The following is an 18,124-nucleotide window of genomic DNA, read 5'->3' as shown; positions in this document are numbered from 1 at the left end:
GCAAGGCTTACCTAAAAACATCTCGTCCGGGTACGCCAAGGAGGTCGGAGCAGTGGTGTTTTCGAGCGCGCTCATCGGGTTGCGCGAAGGTCTCGAGGCGGCCCTTGTCGTCAGCATCCTGGTCGCGTTCCTCGTGAAGACAGATCGCCGCCCCGCGCTGAAGTTCGTGTGGCCCGGCGTCGGCGCGGCGGTGCTGCTGTCGGTGGCCGTCGGCGCGATCCTGACCTACAGCACGGCGCAGCTGAGCTTCGAGCACCAGGAGCTGCTCGGCGGCAGCCTCTCGATCGTCGCGGTCGGGTTCGTGACGGCGATGATCTTCTGGATGCGCAAGGCGTCGCGCCACATCGCGGCGGAGCTGCGCGGCAAAATGGAGGACGCGCTCAAGGTCGGCCCCGCTGCCGTACTGCTGCTGTCGTTCCTCGCCGTCGGCCGCGAAGGTCTCGAGACGGCCGTGTTCTTCTACTCCGCCGTGCAGACCGCGCAGTCGGACACGATCCAGCCGCTCATCGGGTTCGTGGTGGGCATCGCGGCCGCGGTCGTGATCGCGTACCTGCTCTACCGCGGCGCCGTGCGGTTCAACCTCGCGAAGTTCTTCACCGTCACCGGTGTACTGCTGGTGTTCGTCGCCGCCGGCGTGCTCGGCTACGGCCTGCACGACCTGCAGGAGGCGCAGTTCCTGCCGGGCCTGACCACGCTCGCGTTCGACGCGTCGAGCGCGCTGCCGGAGACCTCGTGGTACGGCGCGCTGCTCAAGGGCATCTTCAACTACTCGCAGCAGACCACCGTGTTGCAGGCGACTGCCTGGGTCGCGTACGTCGTCATCGTGCTGCCGCTGTTCCTCAAGCCCACCAAGAAGAAGACCGTCACGGCTGAAGCCGCTACGGCCGCTGTCAAGGAGTGACCGTGCCCCTTTCCCCCCGAACCCCGCTGGCCCTCGTGGCCGGAGTCGGCGCTGTGCTGGCCCTGTCCGCGTGCGACAGCAAGGATTCCGCGTCGGGCGGCTCCGCCCCGGGTGGGCCGATCAAGGTCGAGGCGTCGGACACGTCGTGCACGGTCGCGACGAAAACGGCCAACGCGGGCAACGTGACGTTCGAGATCACCAACAAGGGCACCAAGGTCACCGAGTTCTACCTCTACGCCGAGGGCGACCGGATCATGGGCGAGGTCGAGAACATCGCGCCCGGCCTGAACCGGCGGCTCATCGTCGAGGTCCCCGACGCCGGCAAGTACCAGACGGCGTGCAAGCCGGGCATGGTCGGCGACGGCATCCGAGGTGACTTCACCATCACCGGCGGCGCGCAGAAGCAGGGCGACACCAACGCGCAGAAGGCCGAAGCCACCAAGAGCTACGCCACCTACGTCGCGAACAACAGCGCGGCGCTGGAGACTGAAACGGCGAAGTTCGTCGACCTCGTCAAGGCCGGCAAGCTCGACGAGGCCAAGGCGGAGTACGCGCCGACGCGCGTGTTCTACGAGCGCATCGAGCCCGTCGCGGAGAAGTTCGGCGACCTCGACCCGGCGATCGACGTGCGCGAGGCCGACCTCGAACCGGGCCAGCAGTTCACCGGTTTCCACCGGCTGGAGAAGGACCTGTGGGTCACCGGCCTCAAGCCAGACAGCTCGCAGGTCGCCGACAAGCTGCTCACCGACGTCAAGGACCTGGTCGCCAAGACCAAGACGCTGCAGCTGAGCGCGCTCGACCTCGCCAACGGCGCGAAGGGCCTGCTCGACGAGGTCGCCACCGGCAAGATCACGGGCGAGGAGGAGACCTTCTCGCACACCGACCTGTGGGACTTCCAGGCCAACGTGGACGGTTCGAAGGGCGCGATCGCCTCACTGCGGCCGATCCTGCAGCAGCGCGACCCGGCACTGGTGTCCACTCTGGACAAGCAGTTCGCCAACGTGCAGTCGCTGCTGGACAAGACGCGCAGCGGTGACGGGTTCAAGTACTACAACCAGCTGTCGCAGGACGAGATCAAGGCGTTCGCCTCGGCGGTCGACGCGCTGAGCGAGCCGCTGAGCAAGGTCGCGGAGGTTGTGTCCCAGTGAGTGAAGACGGCACCCGCGTCTCTCGTCGCAAGCTGTTCGGACTGGCCGGGGCGGGCGTCGCGCTGGCCGGCGCCGGTGCCGCGGCCGGGGTGGGCTTCGACCGGGTCGGAGATTCCCCGGCGCAGGCCGCGGTGACCACTGTGGACTTCCACGGGGCGAACCAGGCCGGCATCGTCACGCCGACCCAGCAGAACCTGCACTTCGCGGCGTTCGACGTGACCACTTCGGACGTCGGCGAGCTGCGGCAGCTGCTGCGCACGTGGACCAACGCGGCGCGGCGGATGACGGCCGGCCAGGAGGTCGTGCCGAACGGTGCGGTCGGTGGCGCGGCCGAGGCCCCGCCCGGGGACACGGGTGAGGCGCTGGACCTGCCGGCCTCGGACCTGACGCTGACGATCGGGTTCGGCCCGTCGTTGTTCGACGACCGGTTCGGCCTGGCGGCGAAGCGGCCGCCGCAGCTGATCGACCTGCCGCTGTTCCCGAAGGACAAGCTCGACCCCGCCCGCACCGGCGGCGACCTGTGCATCCAGGCGTGCGCCAACGACCCGCAGGTGGCTGTGCACGCTGTTCGCAACCTCGCGCGGCTCGGGTTCGGTGTCGCGGAGGTGCGCTGGTCGCAGCTCGGGTTCGGGCGCAGCGCGTCGACGTCGCGTTCGCAGGCCACGCCGCGCAACCTGTTCGGCTTCAAGGACGGCACGAACAACATCAAGGCCGAGGACACCGACATCCTGCGCGACGAGGTGTGGGCCGAGGCGGGTGACGGGCAGGCCTGGATGGCGGGCGGCACGTACCTGGTGGCGCGGCGCATCCGCATGCACATCGAGACGTGGGACCGGGAGCCGCTCGAGGGCCAGGAGCAGATCATCGGCCGCACCAAGGGTTCCGGTGCGCCGCTGGGCCAGACCGCCGAGTTCGACGAGGTCGACCTGGGCGTCGGCGGCGCCGGCGGCGTGCCGCTCATCGCCGAAGACGCCCACATCCGCCTGGCCTCGCACCAGACGTTGAACGGCACCCGCATCCTGCGCCGCGGCTACAACTTCGTCGACGGTTCCGACGGCGTCGGCCACCTCGAGGCGGGCCTGTTCTTCCTGGCCTTCAACCGCGACACGCGCAAGCAGTACGTGCCGATGCAGCAGGCGCTGTCTTCGAAGGACGCGATGATGGAGTACATCCAGCACACCGGCTCGGCGCACTTCGCCATCCCCCCGGGCGTCTCCCCCACGGGCAACTGGGGCGACGGCCTGTTCGCTTGACTTCAAGTGCACTTGAACTCGCATCGTGGAGTTCATGTTCACACCCGCCGAAATCGAGTACCTGACGACCCAAGACCTCGGCCGCCTGGCCACCCAGCAGCCGGACGGCACCCTGCAGGTCAACCCGGTCGCCTTCACGTACAACCCGTCGATCCCGTCGCTGGACATCACCGGCGCGGGCTTGGCGGCCAGCCGCAAATACCGCAACGCCGCCGCCAACCACCGCGCCGCCTTCGTGGTCGACGACCGCCCCTCCCTCGACCCGATGCGCGTGCGGTTCCTGGAAGTCCGCGGCCGCGCGGAGGTCCTGCCCGCCGCCTTCGAGCCTGACGGCCACCTCGACGGGGCCGTGATCCGCATCCACCCGGAACGGATCATCAGCTTCGGCATCGACGACCCGGACAAGCCACCGATGGAAACGCGGTCGAACAACCGCGATGTGGTGCGCCGGGACTAACGACGGGCACCCCGCACCGCATACGCCCCCACGCCCACCGCGAACAACACACCCGCCACCCACCACGCCACCGCCGTGTCCGGGGGTTGCAGCGGCCACGCCACCACGTGGTGCAGCGCCGGGGGATCCGGCGGGGTGGACAGGGCGACGACGGTCCACAGTAGAGGGAGCGTCCAGCCGAACTGGCCGCCGAAGAGGGTGGCGGCGAGGCCGGCCAGGCCGGTGAGGCCGAGGGCGTCGCGCACGATCACGGTGGTGGCGACGGCGAGGGAGACTTGCACGGCCAGCAGCACGAGCGCCGCGAGGACGCCGACCAGCAGCAGGTGCCCGAGCCGGCGCGGCAGCCAGCCGAAGGCGGCCGTGCGGTCGAGGTCGACGTCCTGGCCGGACAGTCCCACGGCGGCGACCGACACAGCCGCGGCGAGGGTGAGCGACGCGAACAGCACCGACCAATCACCCCCCGCGGCCACCCGGACCAAAGCCGTGCACAGGACCAGCGCGGCCAGCGACGGTCCGAGCGCCCGTGAGCGGACGTAGAGCGTCAGCCACCTCATCGCGACTTCCCCACGAGCAACGCGTACGGGTCGCCGGTGCACGACTGCTGCGCCTGGCGCGCGGCGGAGACGCGGGCAAACTGCTCGCCCGCGGGCAGCGCCCGCAACCGCGTCCACGCGTCACGCACCAAGCCCGGCGTCACGGGGCCGAAGACGTTCGCGTGCGGCAGGGGGCGCAGATCACCGAGAAGCCAGGACGCGACGACGTACCGCGCCGCCAGCTCGCCGGCCAGACCGGAACAGGACGGGCCAGTGGCGAGGAGCTCGAACTCGAGGTCCTGACCGGAGAGCCCGCGCAGGGAGGAGCTGTCACGCCGGACCACGAGCGTCGCGGGATCAGTCGCTCCCGGGTGGCTCACGTACTCGGATTCGGTCGTCTCGACGATCCGCGAAGGAGCGGATGGCAGCTTGGCCAGCCGTGCCAGCGCGGCTTTACCCGGACCGGACACAGTGGACAGCCATCCGGCGTGCAGGGTCGTCACGCACACCGGCCCGTCGCAGACGAGGGCGGCCGCTTCCGCATCGACGGTGGAGTTGCCGGCCGCCGAAGCGGGGAAGAGCGCGATCGCAACAGCCACCCCCACCACGCCCGGGAGCACCGCGAACCAGCGACGTACGGCGAGAACCAGAAACCCCGAGGCTGCCAGGCCCAGGAACCAGCACAGCTGCCCCACGGACACCGAAACGGCCGGCACCACGTAGGCACTGCGCGGCTGCGCGGCCGCCGGCGAGAGCAACGACAGCCAGTTCGGCAGCCGCTGCTGCACGGCGCTCCCGCCGGCACCCGCCGTCTGCAGCACCACGGTCACCGCCAGCGCCGCCACGCCGGCGGCCGGCGCGGTCAGCGGGTGGGGCAGCAAGCGGCCGGCGGCGAGGCCCACCGCGAGCCCGGCGAGCACCGACGCGATCCCGGCCAGCAGCGGCAGCACCCACGAAGCTCCGAACAAGCCATCGTGGACGATGACCTGGGCCAGGCCGACCACGACGAGCACGAGGAAACCGACCACAGCGGACAACCCGATCGCGAACCCGGCCTGCGCCGTGCGATGCGCGGCGGGCCGCGGGGTCGTCGACAGGAGCTCGTCCATTCCGGACCGGCGATCGCGCATGCCCTGGATGGCCGCGGCGGCCACGATGATGGGCCACAGCAGGGAAAGCGCGTAACGCGACCACAGGACCGACGGGGTCCACTGCAGATCCCACGCCTGGGCGTCCTTCCACCACGGCCCGGAGAACAGGAAGAAGAACGGGAGGCCCACGGCCAGCAGCAGGAACACCAGCCACGGCGCGACCGTGCGCCGCAGTTCGATGCGCAGCACGCTCACCACGCACCCCCGCTCGGCTCGTGGTTCAGCAGCGCCGAATAGCCGCGCTCGATCGGGCTGTCACCGATGTGCTCGGGAGTGCCCGCGGCCGCCAGTTCAGCCGGCGTGCCCTGGAACACGAGCTTGCCCTCGGCGAAGAGCACGACGTCGGTGCACGCCGTCGCCACGTCTTCCACCAGGTGCGTCGACACGACGACACACGAGTCCTGCCCGAGTTCCACCATCAGCTCGCGGAAGCGCACGCGCTGTGCCGGATCGAGGCCCGCGGTGGGCTCGTCGAGCAGCAGGATCTGCGGGTCGTTCACGATGGCCTGAGCGATGCCCACGCGACGGACCATGCCGCCGGAAAGCGTTTTCAGCCGGTCATCGGCGCGGTCGGCGAGACCGACGCGTTCGATCGCGCGTTGCACGGCCGCGGAAACATCCTGTTTGGACATCTCCTTGAGCCACGCCATGTACTCGACGAACTCACGCACCGTGAACCGCTTGTAGTACCCGAACGTCTGCGGCAGGTACCCGATCCGGCGGCGCAGGCGGCGCTGGTCGATGTGTCCCCCGACCGACTCACCGAGCAGCGCCAGCCTGCCCCCCGCCGGTCGGAGCACCGTGGCCAGTGCCCTGATCAGCGTGGTCTTGCCGGCCCCGTTGGGCCCGAGCAGGCCGTGGACTCCCGTACCCAGCGCGAGATCCAGCCCGTCGACGGCCGTTTTCCGCCGCCCGACCCGGACTTTCAAGCCCTCGGCCTGGATTTCCCAGGCATAGGCCGACGGAGCGACCTCCGCGGCTTCGACTGACCGCACGTCCATCATCCCCTTCTTCTCTCAGCGGTGCGCGTCGAGCCGGGTGAAAGCGCCCCTGCGGAGCACCACGACCACCGCGGTCAGCGCGAAGATCCCGCCCCACACCGGCAGCGCACCCGGTTGCAGCGCGAACGAAGAACCCCTGGCGAGCAACGGCACCACCAGCACCCCAAGCCAAGCGACGACCAGCGCCGCTGCCGCCCGCGTGATGCCGATGAGTGCACCCAGCGCGAGCGTCCCCGTGGTGAACGCGAGGCTCGGCAGCAACGCCAAACCCAGGTTCGCGCCGGTGAGCCAGCCCGCCACGAGCAGCACGGGCAGCACCACCACGAGCACGGCCGTCGTCCGGCGCAGCACCAGGTCCAGACCGGCGCGCGGACTCGCGGCAACCACCTCGTACGCCGGATCGATGCCGCGCGCCCACGAAGCCGCCACCCCCAGCACCGGCAGCACCGGCGAAATCACCTGCACGAACGACAAGTCGCCGGCGAACCCGCGGTCGAACACCACCCCGACGACACCCACGAACAGCAGCATCAGCAACCACGGCAGCATCACCGGGGTTGCCCAGCTGCGGGCGAACGCCTTGAGCCGGCCGGGTTCCGGCTGCGGCTGCGCAGCCAGGCCGGGCTGGAGTTCTCTCCACACGGTCTCGAGGAGACCGTCCGATGTGGTCAACGCAGCCAGCCGGCTCCGGCACACCGCGCAGCTCTCCAGGTGGGCTTCGGTCGCCCACACCTCGTCACCCGGCAGATCCCGCCCGGTGGCGTACCCGGTGAGCAACCGGTCCGAGACGTGGTTCACGACAGTGCCTCCCGCATGGCGATCCGCGCCCGGCGCGCCCGCGTTTTCACAGTTCCTTCCGGCAGCCCGAGCAGCACGGCGGTTTCGCGGACGGACAGCCCGTCGAGCACCATCGCCTGCAGCACCTGCCGCAGCTCGGGGGCGAGCGTGCGCAACGCGTCACCCACGTCGTCGCCGACGCTGGCCGCCAGCGCGATGTCCTCGGCTGCCGGTGTGATCACGTCGGCTTGCGTGACGGTCGGCGGCTGCGCGTGGTGGGCCCGCCGCCGAAACGCGTCAACCAGCCGTCGTGCCGCGATCGTCCACACCCAGCCGACGGCCGAGCCCCCGGCCGCCGCCCCGGCGAACGACCCGGCCGCGCGCCAGACCGCCAGATACGTCTCCTGCATGACCTCCGCGACGACCTGCTCGTCGTTGCAGCGCCGCCTCAACCGCACCACCAGCCACGGCGCCGTGCGGCGGTAGAACTGCTCGAACGCCGCCCGATCACCCCGCGCGGTGCGGCGCAGGAGGTGCTCCTCGTCGGGTTCCGGGTGCTTCACGATGGGCAAGACGCCGCGGACGGTCCCACGGTTCTCACCCGAATGTGTGCTGCGTCACATTCAGCGTCGGAGCTGGAGGGCCAGCCGGCCGCCGCGCGGCAGCGGATCAGGCGACGGCGTGGTGCTGAACGCCTGGATGGCCAGCGCGGCGAAGCGCCGGGACGCGGCCACGCGGGCAGCGGGCGAGGCGGCGTGGATGCCGCCATTGGCCATGATGACGAGGACCAGGTCGTCGACGACGAAATCGGCCCGCAGCCGGCCCGTCGCTTTCGCCCGGCGAGCCAGCTCGGCGAGGCCGGCGATCGCGGTGTCGCGCGTGGTGGTGAAGTCGACGGCGCGCGGGAACTTCGAGAGGAACGCGGCGGTGAACCCGCGGTCGCGGGCGTGCACGTCGAAGAGCTTTTCGATGACCAGGCGGAAACCCTGCCACGGATCGGCGGCGGCGAGCCCTTCTGCGACGATCTCGCGGCACACGGTCAGCTGGTCGGCGAAGGCCTCGCCGGCCAGGGCTTCCTTCGTCGGGAAGTGCCGGTAGAGCGTCGCCGGGGCGACGCCGGCGCGGCGGGCGACCTCGCGCAGCGGCACGTCGAGGCCCTCGGCCGCGAACACCTCGCGCGCGGCGGACAGGATGCGGTCGCGGTTGTCGCGCGCGTCGGACCGCAGCGGCGGTGTCCGAGTCAAATGATCGCCCACACTCTCACTTTAGCGAAACGGACGCCCCCGTCCGTTAGCGTCGGCGAGCATGAAAGCAGTGGTGATCAGGGAGTTCGGGCCGGCAGACGGCCTGGTTGTCGTCGATGTCGAGGAGCCCGAGCCGAAGGCCGGGGAGGTGCTCGTCGACGTCGAGGCCATCGGGGTTGGCGGGGTGGATGCGGTGATCCGGAGGGGCACGCTCGGGGGTTACGGGTTCGAGCCCGGCCACCTGCCCGGGAGCGAGGTCGCGGGGACCGTGGCCGGAACGGGCGACGGGGTTGACCCGGCGTGGCGAGGCAGGCGGGTCTGGGCGTTCACCGGCGTCGGAGGTGGGTATGCGGAGCGGGCGGTCGCCGGGGTCGGTGATGTGGTGCCGCTGCCGGATGGGCTGGCAGCCGAGGACGCGGTGACGCTGGGCAGTTCGGGACCGGTCGCGCACTTCGCGCTGGAGCACGCGCACTTCAAGGCCGGCGAGAGCGTCCTCGTGCGCGGGGCGGCCGGCAGCATCGGGATCGCGGCGGTGCAGCTGGCGAAGCAGCACCACGCGGAAACCGTCGCCGTCACCACGTCGAGCGCCCGGCGCGGCGAGCGGTTGCGGGAGCTGGGCGCGGACCGCGTCCTCGATCGGCAGGGCAGGGGCGACGACACGTTCGACGTCGTCCTCGACCTCGTCGCCGGCGCGGACCTCGGGCGGTTCCTGCGCAAGCTGACACCCAACGGCCGCTACGTGGTCCTCGGCGTGGTCGGCGGGATGCCGCCCGCGGAGTTCGGAGCGGAGCTGCTCCGGAACTTCCGCCAGTCGCTGTCGTTCGCGACGTTCAGCGCCGACACGGTGCCCACGCGGGAGCTGCGCGACGTCGCGGCAGAGCACTTCCGAGCCGCGACCCGCAACCGGCTCAGGACCGCCGTGCACGAAGTGCTCAAGCTCGGCCAAGCCGCCGAAGCCCACCGGAAAATGGACGACGGTGAGGTGTTCGGGCGGATCGTCCTGAAACCCTAGGCGGACGCGGTGAAGTCGCGGACCGACGTCGCCGGGTCGCCGGCGCGCACGAGGGCCTCGCCGACCAGCACGACGTCCGCGCCCCAGCTGCGGTACTCCGCGACGTCACCCGGACCCGCCACCCCGGACTCCGCGACGCGCACGCGGTCGGCCGGGATCTGCGGGGCCAGCTCCTTGAAGACGGTGCGGTCGACTTCCAGCGTCGTCAGGTCGCGGGCGTTGACGCCCAGCACCTGCGCGCCGGAAGCGACCGCCCGGTCCAGCTCCTCGGCGGTGTGCGACTCGACCAGCGGCGTCAGCCCCAGCTCGACGGCCAGGCCGTGCAGGTCCGCCAGCAGCGAGCCCTCCAGCGACACCACCATCAGCAGGGCCAGGTCCGCCCCGTGCGCCCGCGCCTCCCACAGCTGGTACGGGTCGACGATGAAGTCCTTGCGCAGCACGGAAACGCCGACCCGCGCGCGCACCGCGTCCAGATCCGCCAGCGAACCGCCGAAACGACGCTTCTCAGTGAGCACGCTGATCGCCGCCGCACCGCCCTGCTCGTACTGGGCCGCCAGCGACGCGGGGTCCGCGATGTCGGCCAGCTCGCCCTTGCTCGGGCTCTTGCGCTTCACCTCGGCGATGATCGACACGCCGGGCGCGCGGAACGCGGGCAGCGGATCACGCGCCGGCGCCACATCGCGTACACGGGCCTGCAGTTCGGCCAGCGGGGTCGCGCGCTTGCGCTCCTCCAGATCTTCGACGACACCCTCGAGGATGCCCTTCAGCACACCCAGACCCACGACGCGCTTCCTCCCTGCCGACAACACCACCATCGTCGGCCGCAGCCGCCGCAAAAGCACGCGAGAGTAAGCCCGATCACCGCGTGACGTACCGCCGGGGGCACGGCGAGTGGCCGAAACAACCCGAGGAGCGGGCTCAGCCGGCGGGCCAGAACTTGCGCCACCCGTCGGCTTCAAGCGTCGACGGCTCCACTCCGGCCTCTCGCGCCGCCCGCTCCGCGGCGCGGATGTCGGCCGCGAACTTCTTCGCGACCGCCCGCAGCTCACCCTCCGGGTCGATCCCGGCTCGACGCGCCGTGGCCGCGATGCGGAACAGCTGTGCCGCCGCGGCCGAGCCCGCCGGGAAGAGGTCCAGCGGAATGCCCGCGCGCCCGCTGCGCTGACCGAGCTTGCCCGCCAGCGCGGCAGCCGGCTGGCCGAGCGCCACGCCGTCCACAATGGACCGGCGCTGCTTCTCCGCCTGCTTCAGCTCTTCCCACTTGAGCTCCTGGCGCTCGGCCGTCGCGACGTGGTCCGCGTCGGCGAAGATGGCCGGGTGGCGGCCGACGAGCTTGGCCACCAAGGCGCGGGAGACGTCGTCGATCGTGAACGGGTCCACCGCGTCCTCGGCCGCGACGCGCGCGTGGAAGAGCACCTGCAGCAGCACGTCGCCGAGTTCTTCGCGCAGCGCCTCGCGGTCGTTCTCCTCGATGGCGTCGAGCAGCTCGTAGGTTTCCTCGACGAGGTACTGGCGCAACGATTCGTGCGTCTGCACCGCGTCCCACGGGCAGCCGCCGGGCGAGCGCAGCGTGTCCATGACCTCCGCCGCTTCCAGCAACGGCGGCACCGGCGCCGCCACCACGGACGCTCCGGCGGCGATCAACGCCGCCGCCGTCGGTTCCCGCACGGAGCCGGCGATGAGCACGAACTCGCGCCCCACCGGCGCTTCCGTCACGGGCGGCACGCCGAACACCGAAGCGTCGACGTCCGAAGCCGCGTACACCGCCGAGCTGCGCAGCAGCCCGACCGCTGCGGCCGGGACGGTCGCCCCATGGGCAACCACCACCACGGAACCGGTCACGGCTGAGCCGGCGACGGTCCCCGGACCGGCAGCACGACACCCTGCACGCTGTTCGCGTTGGCCGCGAGGTCCATGCCCACCGGGTCCCACACGCCGTAGCGCGGGTTGATCTTGTAGTCGACGTCGCCGACGTACTGCTGCAGCATCCGCACCCCGATGGCCCCGATCTGGTCCGGCGTCGGCTGCTGCGCCTGGTCCGTGGAGACCGGCTTGTCCGTCGTCCGCTGCTTCACGACGGCGGTGACCCACCACGCCGGCTCCGACTCCGGGTTGGGCTGGAACGCGATGACCGAGTTGGCCGGTGCGCCGAACAGCGCGGTGCCCGCGTCACCCGGCGACGAGATCGCCGCCGCCTGCTGTCCGACGTTGCCTTGAACGCCCTTGGCCAGATCCGCCTGGAGCGCCGCCGGGTTCGCGGCGTACGCCTCAGCCTTCGCCAGCGCCTCGCTGCGCGCGGTGGCCGGGTCGATGGCCGGCGTCTCGCTGTCCGCCGTCGGCGCCCCGACGCTCGTGAAGTCGAAGCTCACCGACAGCTTCGGCAGGTACTTCGCCGTGAGCTGCTGCTCCAGGTAGAGGTCGGTGAGCGCCTCGCGGTGGTCACGCGCCCGCTGCACGAGCTGCGTCACGGCCGCGGGCTGGTCCTGCGCGAGGTTCTCCGGCATCTGCCCGGCGAGCGGGTCGCCCTGGGCCAGCGCGGCGGAGATGGTGGCCGGGTCGGCGGTGAGGCCTTCCTTCTGCGCGGCCTTCTGCACGACGGCGTGCAGCACCTCCTGGCGCAGGATCTCCCGGCCCACGAGGTCGAGCTTGTGCTGCGCGGCGAGCTGCTGCGCGTACGGCTGCTCGCGCACGGTCTTGTCGATCAGGTTCTGCACCTGGTCGATGGTGGTGACCTGACCGTCGATGACCGCCGCGGTGGTCACCTGGCTGGGCCCGGCGCCGCACCCGGCGAGCAGGAGTGCACCGGAAACGACGGTTACCAGCGCGCTAGTCCGTTTTCCCACGCTAGGGCGCCCCATGATCCGCATCACAGGCCATACCCTCTCACACGCCCGTCCCCGAAACGCAACACCATCGTGGTGCGCGACGGCTTATTGTCGACATATGGACTCTTGGTTGTCGATCGAGGTCCTCGACGGGGAGTTTTCCGCGCACAGCTGGCAACGCGCGCACGGCGACAACCTCACCGAGGCCGCCCTCACCCACGGCGCCGAACAGTGGACGTGGCACGTCCACCGCTGGGGCGTCACGCTCGAGATCGAGTTCGCCGACGAGCGGCAACGCGACCGCTTCAAGCACCTGCCCGCCGTGACGGCCGCCCTCGACGCGGTCCCCGACCCCGAACGCGGACTGCTCGTCTACAACGGCCGCGGTGGCGGCACGGGCTCCCGCGAGCCCCGGCACCCGAGGCCCCTGCCCATGGCGGGCGCGGGCGCGCTGCCTACGCCGAAAGAGGAAGTCCGTTTGCAGCTGGCGACAGGCGAGCCGCCGATGTTCCAGCTCAGCTCAACCGGCTGAGCAGCTCATGCCAGGCGACCGCGGGGACGGTGAGGTGGCCGGACTCGCGGTCTTTCGTGTCCCTGACCAGCACCTCAGAGGGAGCGGTCGCAACCTCCACACACGCAGAGCCATTGCTGCTGTCGCTGCTCTTGTGCCAGCCGACCTCGACGCAATCGCCGCCGTTCGAGCTATAGCTGCTCTTACGCCATTCGAGGGACATCCCGCTGCGCTCCAGGTGAGTAGAGGTCTGTCGCCAATCTGGCGACAAGCTCCCTCGATTCTGCCTCACCGAGCGCAAGCGCACCAAGACGTTCGAGAACACCTTGGTAGACCTCGATCTCCTCCGCCTTCTCAAGAAATAGCGATGTGATCTCACTGTCGATGTATGCGACGGGCTGGAACTTGTCGGAGTTGATCAGCTGAAAGTGGCCTGACACTCCGGGATGGCCACCAGCCGCCACCGGCACGATCCGGATTGAGATGTTCGATCGCACCGACAGCTGCAGCAACTGGTGCAGCTGGCCGGACATCACCGCTTTGTCCCCTTGCCCGACTGGCAGCCGCACCACGAACTCATGGATGAAGAACTCGAAGGTCACCAGCGGGCGCTTCGACAGGATGACCTGTCGTGACATTCGAGCAAACACTCGCTCATCAACATCATCCTGCAGCGGCACGTTTCCGGTTTCGTTGATCAGCGCTCGGGCGTAGTCCGAGGTCTGCAGCAAGCCCGGCACGATCGTGCCCTGATAGGCCGAGATCGCAGTGGCGCGTTCTTCGTGCCACACCAACGTTTTCACCTGCGCCGGCAGGTTCGGGTAGGTCTCCAGCAACCCGGGCTCGTCGAGGTCTTCGCACAGCGCGTACAGCTCGGCGGCCTCGTCGCCGACCACGCCCATGACCGTGAGCATCTGGACGACGTCGAGGTACTTGCCGCCGCGGCGTCCGTTGAACATGTTGGAGATGCGGGTGGGCGGCCAGTCCAGGCGCCGCGCCATTTCCCGCACTCCCCAGCGGTGCTCGGCCATCAGCTCGCGGAGGCGGGCACCCAGCTGGCGACTGCGCACGGTCGTCGGGCGATCAAGCATGAGCGGAGAGTACGGCCGAAACCGCTTCCGCTCCACCGTTCGCGCTGGTGGTTCGCCCGAAGAGGCGCGGTGTCACCAGCCGGGTACGCCGCAGCGGATCACGCGGCGGCGGGCGTCTTCGTGAGCTGGGCCAGCAGGCGCGTGCACCAGTCGAGCAGTTCCTGGTCGCGCAGCGTCGGGGCGCCCATGCGGCCGCCGGCCGGGCCTTCCGTCGGCTTCGGCACGGACACGGTGTTGGTCACGGCCTTGTACAACGCCTTGGGGTACAAGCGCTTCAGCCGCACCAGCTGCGAATCGGCCAGCGGCAGGGGCGCGAACCGGATCGTGTTGCCCTGCACGGCGACCTCCGTGACACCCGCCGCGCGGCAGGCGTGCCGGAAGGCCGCAACGCTGAGCAGCCGGTTGACGGGCGAGGGCGGTTCGCCGTAGCGGTCGACGAGTTCCTCGCGCACGGCCTCCAGACCGGCGGTGTCGGGCGCGGCCGCGATCTTGCGGTAGGCCTCCAGGCGCAGGCGCTCGCCTTCGACGTAGTCGTGGGGGATGTGGGCGTCGACGGGGAGGTCCACGCGGACTTCGGCGAGTTCCTCCTCTTCCGCGGGCTCGGCGCCGGCGTGGCGGCGGAAGGCGTCGACGGCTTCGCCGACGAGCCGCACGTACAGGTCGAAGCCGACGCCCGCGATGTGGCCGGACTGCTCCGCGCCGAGGATGTTGCCGGCGCCGCGGATCTCCAGGTCCTTCATGGCGACGGCCATGCCCGCGCCCAGTTCGGTGTTCTGGGCGATCGTCGCGAGCCGGTCGTGGGCGGTCTCCGTCAGCGGCGCTTCCGGCGGGTACAGGAAGTAGGCGTACCCGCGTTCGCGGCCCCGGCCCACACGCCCGCGCAGCTGGTGGAGCTGGGCCAGGCCGAGCAGGTCGCCGCGTTCGACGATGAGGGTGTTGGCGTTGGAGATGTCGAGGCCGGTTTCGACGATCGTGGTGCAGACGAGCACGTCGTACTCGTTTTCCCAGAAGCCCTGGATGATCTTTTCGAGCTTGTCCTCGTTCATCTGGCCGTGCGCCGTCACCACGCGCGCCTCCGGCACCAGCTCGCGGATGCGCTTGGCGGCCTTCTCGATCGAGGAGACGCGGTTGTGGACGTAGAAGACCTGGCCGTCGCGCAGGAGCTCGCGGCGGATGGCGGCGCCGACCTGCTTGTCGTCGTAGGAGCCGACGTAGGTCAGGATCGGGTGCCGGTCTTCCGGCGGCGTGAGGATCGTGGACATCTCGCGGATGCCGGCGAGCGACATCTCCAGCGTGCGCGGGATGGGCGTGGCCGACATGGTGAGCACGTCGACGTGGGTCCGCAGCGCCTTGATGTGTTCCTTGTGCTCCACGCCGAAGCGCTGCTCCTCGTCGACGATCACGAGGCCGAGGTCCTTGTAGCGGATGCCCGTCTGGAGCAGGCGGTGGGTGCCGATGACGATGTCGACCTCACCGTCGGCGAGCTGCTGCATGATCGCGTCGGACTCGGTCTTGTGGGTGAACCGCGAAAGGCCCTTGATGGTGACCGGGAACGACTGCATGCGCTCGGTGAAGGTGTTGAGGTGCTGCTGCGCGAGCAGGGTGGTGGGCACGAGCACGGCGACCTGCTTGCCGTCCTGCACCGCCTTGAACGCGGCGCGCACGGCGATCTCGGTCTTGCCGTAGCCGACGTCGCCGCAGATCACCCGGTCCATGGGGACGCCGCGTTCCATGTCGGACTTGACCTCGTCGATGGCGGCGAGCTGGTCGTTGGTCTCGGTGAACGGGAACGCGTCTTCGAGCTCGCTCTGCCACGGCGTGTCCGGGCCGAACGGGTGGCCGGGCGCGGCCTGGCGGGCGGCGTAGAGCTGCACGAGCTCGGCGGCGATCTCCTTGACCGCGTGCTTGGCCTTGGCCTTGGTGTTCTTCCAGTCGGAGCCGCCGAGCTTGTTGAGCGTGGGCAGCTCGCCGCCGACGTAGCGGGAGATCTCGTCGAGCTGGTCGGTGGGCACGAACAGGCGGTCGCCGGGCTGGCCGCGCTTGGAGGAGGCGTATTCGAGCAGCAGGTATTCGCGCGTGGCGCCGGCGACGGTGCGCTGCACCATCTCCACGAAGCGGCCGATGCCGTGCTGGGTGTGCACCACGTAGTCGCCCGCCTTGAGGGCGAGCGGGTCGACGGCGTTGCGCCGCCGCGAGGGCATCTTGGTGTTGAGGTCCTTTGTGGACGTTCCGGCGGTGGCGCCGCGGCCCGTCAGGTCGGCTTCCGAGAGCACCACGAGGGCGCGCTCGGGTGAGACGAACCCGTCGACGACGGCGCCGCAGGCGACCGTGACGACGCCGGCGGGCGGGACGTCGGTGAGGCCGTCGCCGGCCAGTGTGGCGGGCACCTCGGCGCTGGTGAGCTGCTCGACGGCACGGCTGGCCGTGCCGTGACCGGCGACGACGAGCACACCGGTGCCGCCGGAGGCGACGTGGGCGCGCAGGTCGGTCATCGCGCGATCGAACTCGCCGCGGTAGGCGGGGGCGGCTTCGACGCCGATCACGTAGACGTCGGGATCTTCGGTGGTGAGCTGCGTGAGCGTCCACCACGGGCGCTTGGTGTCCTGGGCGTGCTCGGCGACCTCGGCGAGGTCGCGGTAGGCCGAAGCGCCGAGGTCGATCGGCGCCTGTCCCCCGGCCGCCGCCGTGGTCCAGGAGGCTTCGAGGAACTCCTGGCCGGTGCGCACGAGGTCGGCGGCGCGGGCGCGGATCTTCTCCGGGTCGGCGAGCAGCACGTGGCTGCCGCGCGGCATCGCGTCGGTGAGCAGGGTGAGCTCGCCTTCGCACAGCACCGGGATGAGGGCTTCCATGCCTTCGACGGGGATGCCATCGGCGAGCTTGGTGAGCATCTCGGCCAGGTGAGCGTCGGCTTCGTAGGTGACCGCCAGCTCGGCGGCCTTGGCCTTGACGCTTTCGGTGAGCAGCAGCTCGCGGCACGGCGGCGCGGTGACGCGCTGGATCTCGCCGGGCAGCGACCGCTGGTCGGAGACGGCGAACGCGCGGATCTCGCTGACCTCGTCGCCCCAGAACTCGACGCGGACGGGGTGCTCGGCCGTCGGGCCGAACAGGTCGAGGATGCCGCCGCGCACGGCGAACTCGCCGCGCTTCTCGACCATGTCCACGCGCGTGTACGCGAGCTCGACGAGGCGTTCCAGCAGGCCTTCGAAGCTCTGCTCCTCCCCGACGACCAGGTCGACGGGGGCGAGCGAGCCCAGGCCGGGGGCCATGGGCTGGATGAGGCTGCGGACCGTCGAGACGACGACCTTGAGCTCGTCGTCGCCGGTGTGCAGCCGGTGCAGCACCTCCAGGCGCCGCCCGACGGTGTCCGCCCGCGGCGACAGGCGCTCGTGGGGCAGCGTCTCCCACGAGGGGAAGTCGACCACTCTGGCGCGGCCGAGCAGCGCCTGCAGGGCGGCGGTGAGCTCTTCGGCTTCGCGGCCCGTCGCGGTCACCGCGAGGACGGGTTTACCTGCGCCTTTGCGATTCTCGTCCTCCGCCAGGGCGGCGGCGACCAGCTGGCGCGCGGTGACGGGGCCCTGCAGCTCGAGCAGCGGGGCGCCGGCGCGCTCGACGACCCCGCGCAGGGCGGGGTCGGGAAGGATGGCTTGGAGGAGTCCGGACAGTGGAGCGTCGGTCACCGTCCCAGCCTACGTCCCGGGGATGGTGGTGTGGGGGTGCCCCAGCCACGTGGTGAAGGTGGGCCGCGGGTCCGCCTCGTTGATCTCGCCGGCGGTCGCCCGGGCAACCGACCCGTCAGGCCGGATGACGGCGGCTGGGCGCGTGAGGAGGCGTACAGGTCGATCTCGTCAACCTCGCCGGCGGTCGCCCAGGCAACCGACCCCTCAGGCCGGATGACGGCGGCTGGGCGCGAAAGGAGGCGTACAGGTCGATCTCGTCAACCTCCCCGGCGGTCGCCCAGGCAACCGACCCCTCAGGCCGAACGACGGCCGCTGATCGCGAAAGGAGGCGTACAGGTCGATCCCGTCAACCTCCCCGGCGGTCGCCCAGGCAACCGACCCCTGGGGGCCGGAGGGAAGCGGCGAGTTCGTGGCTGGGTGCGGGCTCTCGGAAGTCAGCATCTCGACCATTTCGCGGAAATCGCCGGGACGCGTCATCGGGCGAGTCGGGTGACTTGCTGATCACTTCCTGGTTCGCCGGTTCCCTCGATCAAGGTGAACGTC

18 protein-coding genes are annotated in these 18,124 nt (G+C 70.5%); 6 read left to right on the top strand and 12 right to left on the bottom strand.

What is annotated here, in order from left to right:
• The first annotated feature begins 52 nt into the window (after positions 1-52).
• Genes efeU through I6J71_RS03145 form a run of 4 tightly spaced genes read left to right on the top strand, consistent with a single transcriptional unit; the run spans position 53 to position 3,759 of the window.
• Entirely contained in the window at positions 53-901 is an 849-nt protein-coding gene (efeU, locus tag I6J71_RS03160; RefSeq protein ID WP_204093343.1) for an iron uptake transporter permease EfeU, read from the top strand.
• The gene (efeO, locus tag I6J71_RS03155) at positions 898-2,049 is read left to right on the top strand and encodes an iron uptake system protein EfeO (protein ID WP_204093342.1); all 1,152 of its coding nucleotides are present in this window, start codon (positions 898-900) and stop codon (positions 2,047-2,049) included. Before efeU ends, efeO begins: the two co-directional genes overlap by 4 nt.
• Positions 2,046-3,302: an iron uptake transporter deferrochelatase/peroxidase subunit gene (gene efeB / locus I6J71_RS03150; RefSeq protein WP_204093341.1), complete on the top strand. Its 1,257-nt coding sequence runs from the start codon at positions 2,046-2,048 to the stop codon at positions 3,300-3,302. The genes efeO and efeB overlap by 4 nt, the downstream gene beginning before the upstream one ends.
• Before the next feature lie 34 nt (positions 3,303-3,336).
• Positions 3,337-3,759 (top strand): PPOX class F420-dependent oxidoreductase, encoded by a 423-nt coding sequence (locus tag I6J71_RS03145; RefSeq protein WP_204093340.1) that lies wholly within the window; start codon positions 3,337-3,339, stop codon positions 3,757-3,759.
• Here the strand turns inward: I6J71_RS03145 and I6J71_RS03140 are convergent.
• The 6 genes from I6J71_RS03140 to I6J71_RS03115 are packed head-to-tail and all read right to left on the bottom strand — an operon-like array spanning position 3,756 to position 8,477.
• On the bottom strand, positions 3,756-4,313 hold the full coding sequence (locus I6J71_RS03140) for a hypothetical protein (RefSeq protein WP_204093339.1): 558 nt from the start codon (positions 4,311-4,313) through the stop codon (positions 3,756-3,758). The two genes, I6J71_RS03145 and I6J71_RS03140, sit on opposite strands and share 4 nt — an antisense overlap.
• Positions 4,310-5,638, bottom strand: a complete 1,329-nt coding sequence (locus I6J71_RS03135; protein WP_204093338.1) for a hypothetical protein — start codon at positions 5,636-5,638, stop codon at positions 4,310-4,312. Before I6J71_RS03135 ends, I6J71_RS03140 begins: the two co-directional genes overlap by 4 nt.
• On the bottom strand, positions 5,635-6,438 hold the full coding sequence (locus I6J71_RS03130; protein WP_204096838.1) for an ABC transporter ATP-binding protein: 804 nt from the start codon (positions 6,436-6,438) through the stop codon (positions 5,635-5,637). Before I6J71_RS03130 ends, I6J71_RS03135 begins: the two co-directional genes overlap by 4 nt.
• A 21-nt stretch (positions 6,439-6,459) precedes the next feature.
• Complete coding sequence (locus I6J71_RS03125; RefSeq protein ID WP_204093337.1) at positions 6,460-7,242, bottom strand: zf-HC2 domain-containing protein; 783 nt, start codon at positions 7,240-7,242, stop codon at positions 6,460-6,462.
• A complete protein-coding gene (locus I6J71_RS03120) occupies positions 7,239-7,784 on the bottom strand; it encodes an RNA polymerase sigma factor (RefSeq protein ID WP_204093336.1) in 546 nt (181 codons plus the stop codon). Before I6J71_RS03120 ends, I6J71_RS03125 begins: the two co-directional genes overlap by 4 nt.
• Before the next feature lie 60 nt (positions 7,785-7,844).
• The gene (locus I6J71_RS03115) at positions 7,845-8,477 is read right to left on the bottom strand and encodes a TetR/AcrR family transcriptional regulator (RefSeq protein ID WP_204093335.1); all 633 of its coding nucleotides are present in this window, start codon (positions 8,475-8,477) and stop codon (positions 7,845-7,847) included.
• 49 nt (positions 8,478-8,526) lie between these two features.
• On the opposite strand from I6J71_RS03115, the gene I6J71_RS03110 reads away from it, so the two are divergent.
• The gene (locus I6J71_RS03110; RefSeq protein WP_204093334.1) at positions 8,527-9,477 is read left to right on the top strand and encodes a zinc-binding dehydrogenase; all 951 of its coding nucleotides are present in this window, start codon (positions 8,527-8,529) and stop codon (positions 9,475-9,477) included.
• On the opposite strand, the gene trpC is transcribed toward I6J71_RS03110, so the two are convergent.
• From trpC to I6J71_RS03095, 3 genes are all read right to left on the bottom strand, one after another.
• The gene (gene trpC / locus I6J71_RS03105; protein ID WP_204096837.1) at positions 9,474-10,253 is read right to left on the bottom strand and encodes an indole-3-glycerol phosphate synthase TrpC; all 780 of its coding nucleotides are present in this window, start codon (positions 10,251-10,253) and stop codon (positions 9,474-9,476) included. The genes I6J71_RS03110 and trpC overlap by 4 nt on opposite strands.
• 142 nt (positions 10,254-10,395) lie before the next feature.
• The gene (locus I6J71_RS03100) at positions 10,396-11,319 is read right to left on the bottom strand and encodes a MazG family protein (protein WP_204093333.1); all 924 of its coding nucleotides are present in this window, start codon (positions 11,317-11,319) and stop codon (positions 10,396-10,398) included.
• Positions 11,316-12,320 carry a hypothetical protein gene (locus I6J71_RS03095; RefSeq protein WP_370542071.1) on the bottom strand — a complete coding sequence of 335 codons (1,005 nt, stop codon included), beginning with the start codon at positions 12,318-12,320 and terminating at the stop codon, positions 11,316-11,318. The genes I6J71_RS03100 and I6J71_RS03095 overlap by 4 nt, the downstream gene beginning before the upstream one ends.
• 100 nt (positions 12,321-12,420) lie before the next feature.
• Here I6J71_RS03095 and I6J71_RS03090 point away from each other — a divergent pair, with 100 nt between their 5' ends.
• Entirely contained in the window at positions 12,421-12,834 is a 414-nt protein-coding gene (locus tag I6J71_RS03090; RefSeq protein ID WP_204093331.1) for a hypothetical protein, read from the top strand.
• Here the strand turns inward: I6J71_RS03090 and I6J71_RS03085 are convergent.
• From I6J71_RS03085 to mfd, 3 genes are all read right to left on the bottom strand, one after another.
• Positions 12,818-13,036: a DUF397 domain-containing protein gene (locus tag I6J71_RS03085; protein WP_204093330.1), complete on the bottom strand. Its 219-nt coding sequence runs from the start codon at positions 13,034-13,036 to the stop codon at positions 12,818-12,820. The two genes, I6J71_RS03090 and I6J71_RS03085, sit on opposite strands and share 17 nt — an antisense overlap.
• Entirely contained in the window at positions 13,017-13,904 is an 888-nt protein-coding gene (locus tag I6J71_RS03080; RefSeq protein ID WP_204093329.1) for a helix-turn-helix transcriptional regulator, read from the bottom strand. The genes I6J71_RS03085 and I6J71_RS03080 overlap by 20 nt, the downstream gene beginning before the upstream one ends.
• A gap of 98 nt (positions 13,905-14,002) precedes the next feature.
• Entirely contained in the window at positions 14,003-17,566 is a 3,564-nt protein-coding gene (mfd, locus tag I6J71_RS03075) for a transcription-repair coupling factor (protein ID WP_204096836.1), read from the bottom strand.
• Between the last annotated feature and the right edge of the window lie 558 nt (positions 17,567-18,124).

This window comes from Amycolatopsis sp. FDAARGOS 1241 (assembly GCF_016889705.1).
GTDB lineage: Bacteria > Actinomycetota > Actinomycetes > Mycobacteriales > Pseudonocardiaceae > Amycolatopsis.
The sequence above is the reverse complement of the archived record's forward strand: the minus strand, read 5'-3'. Positions and strand labels throughout refer to the sequence as shown.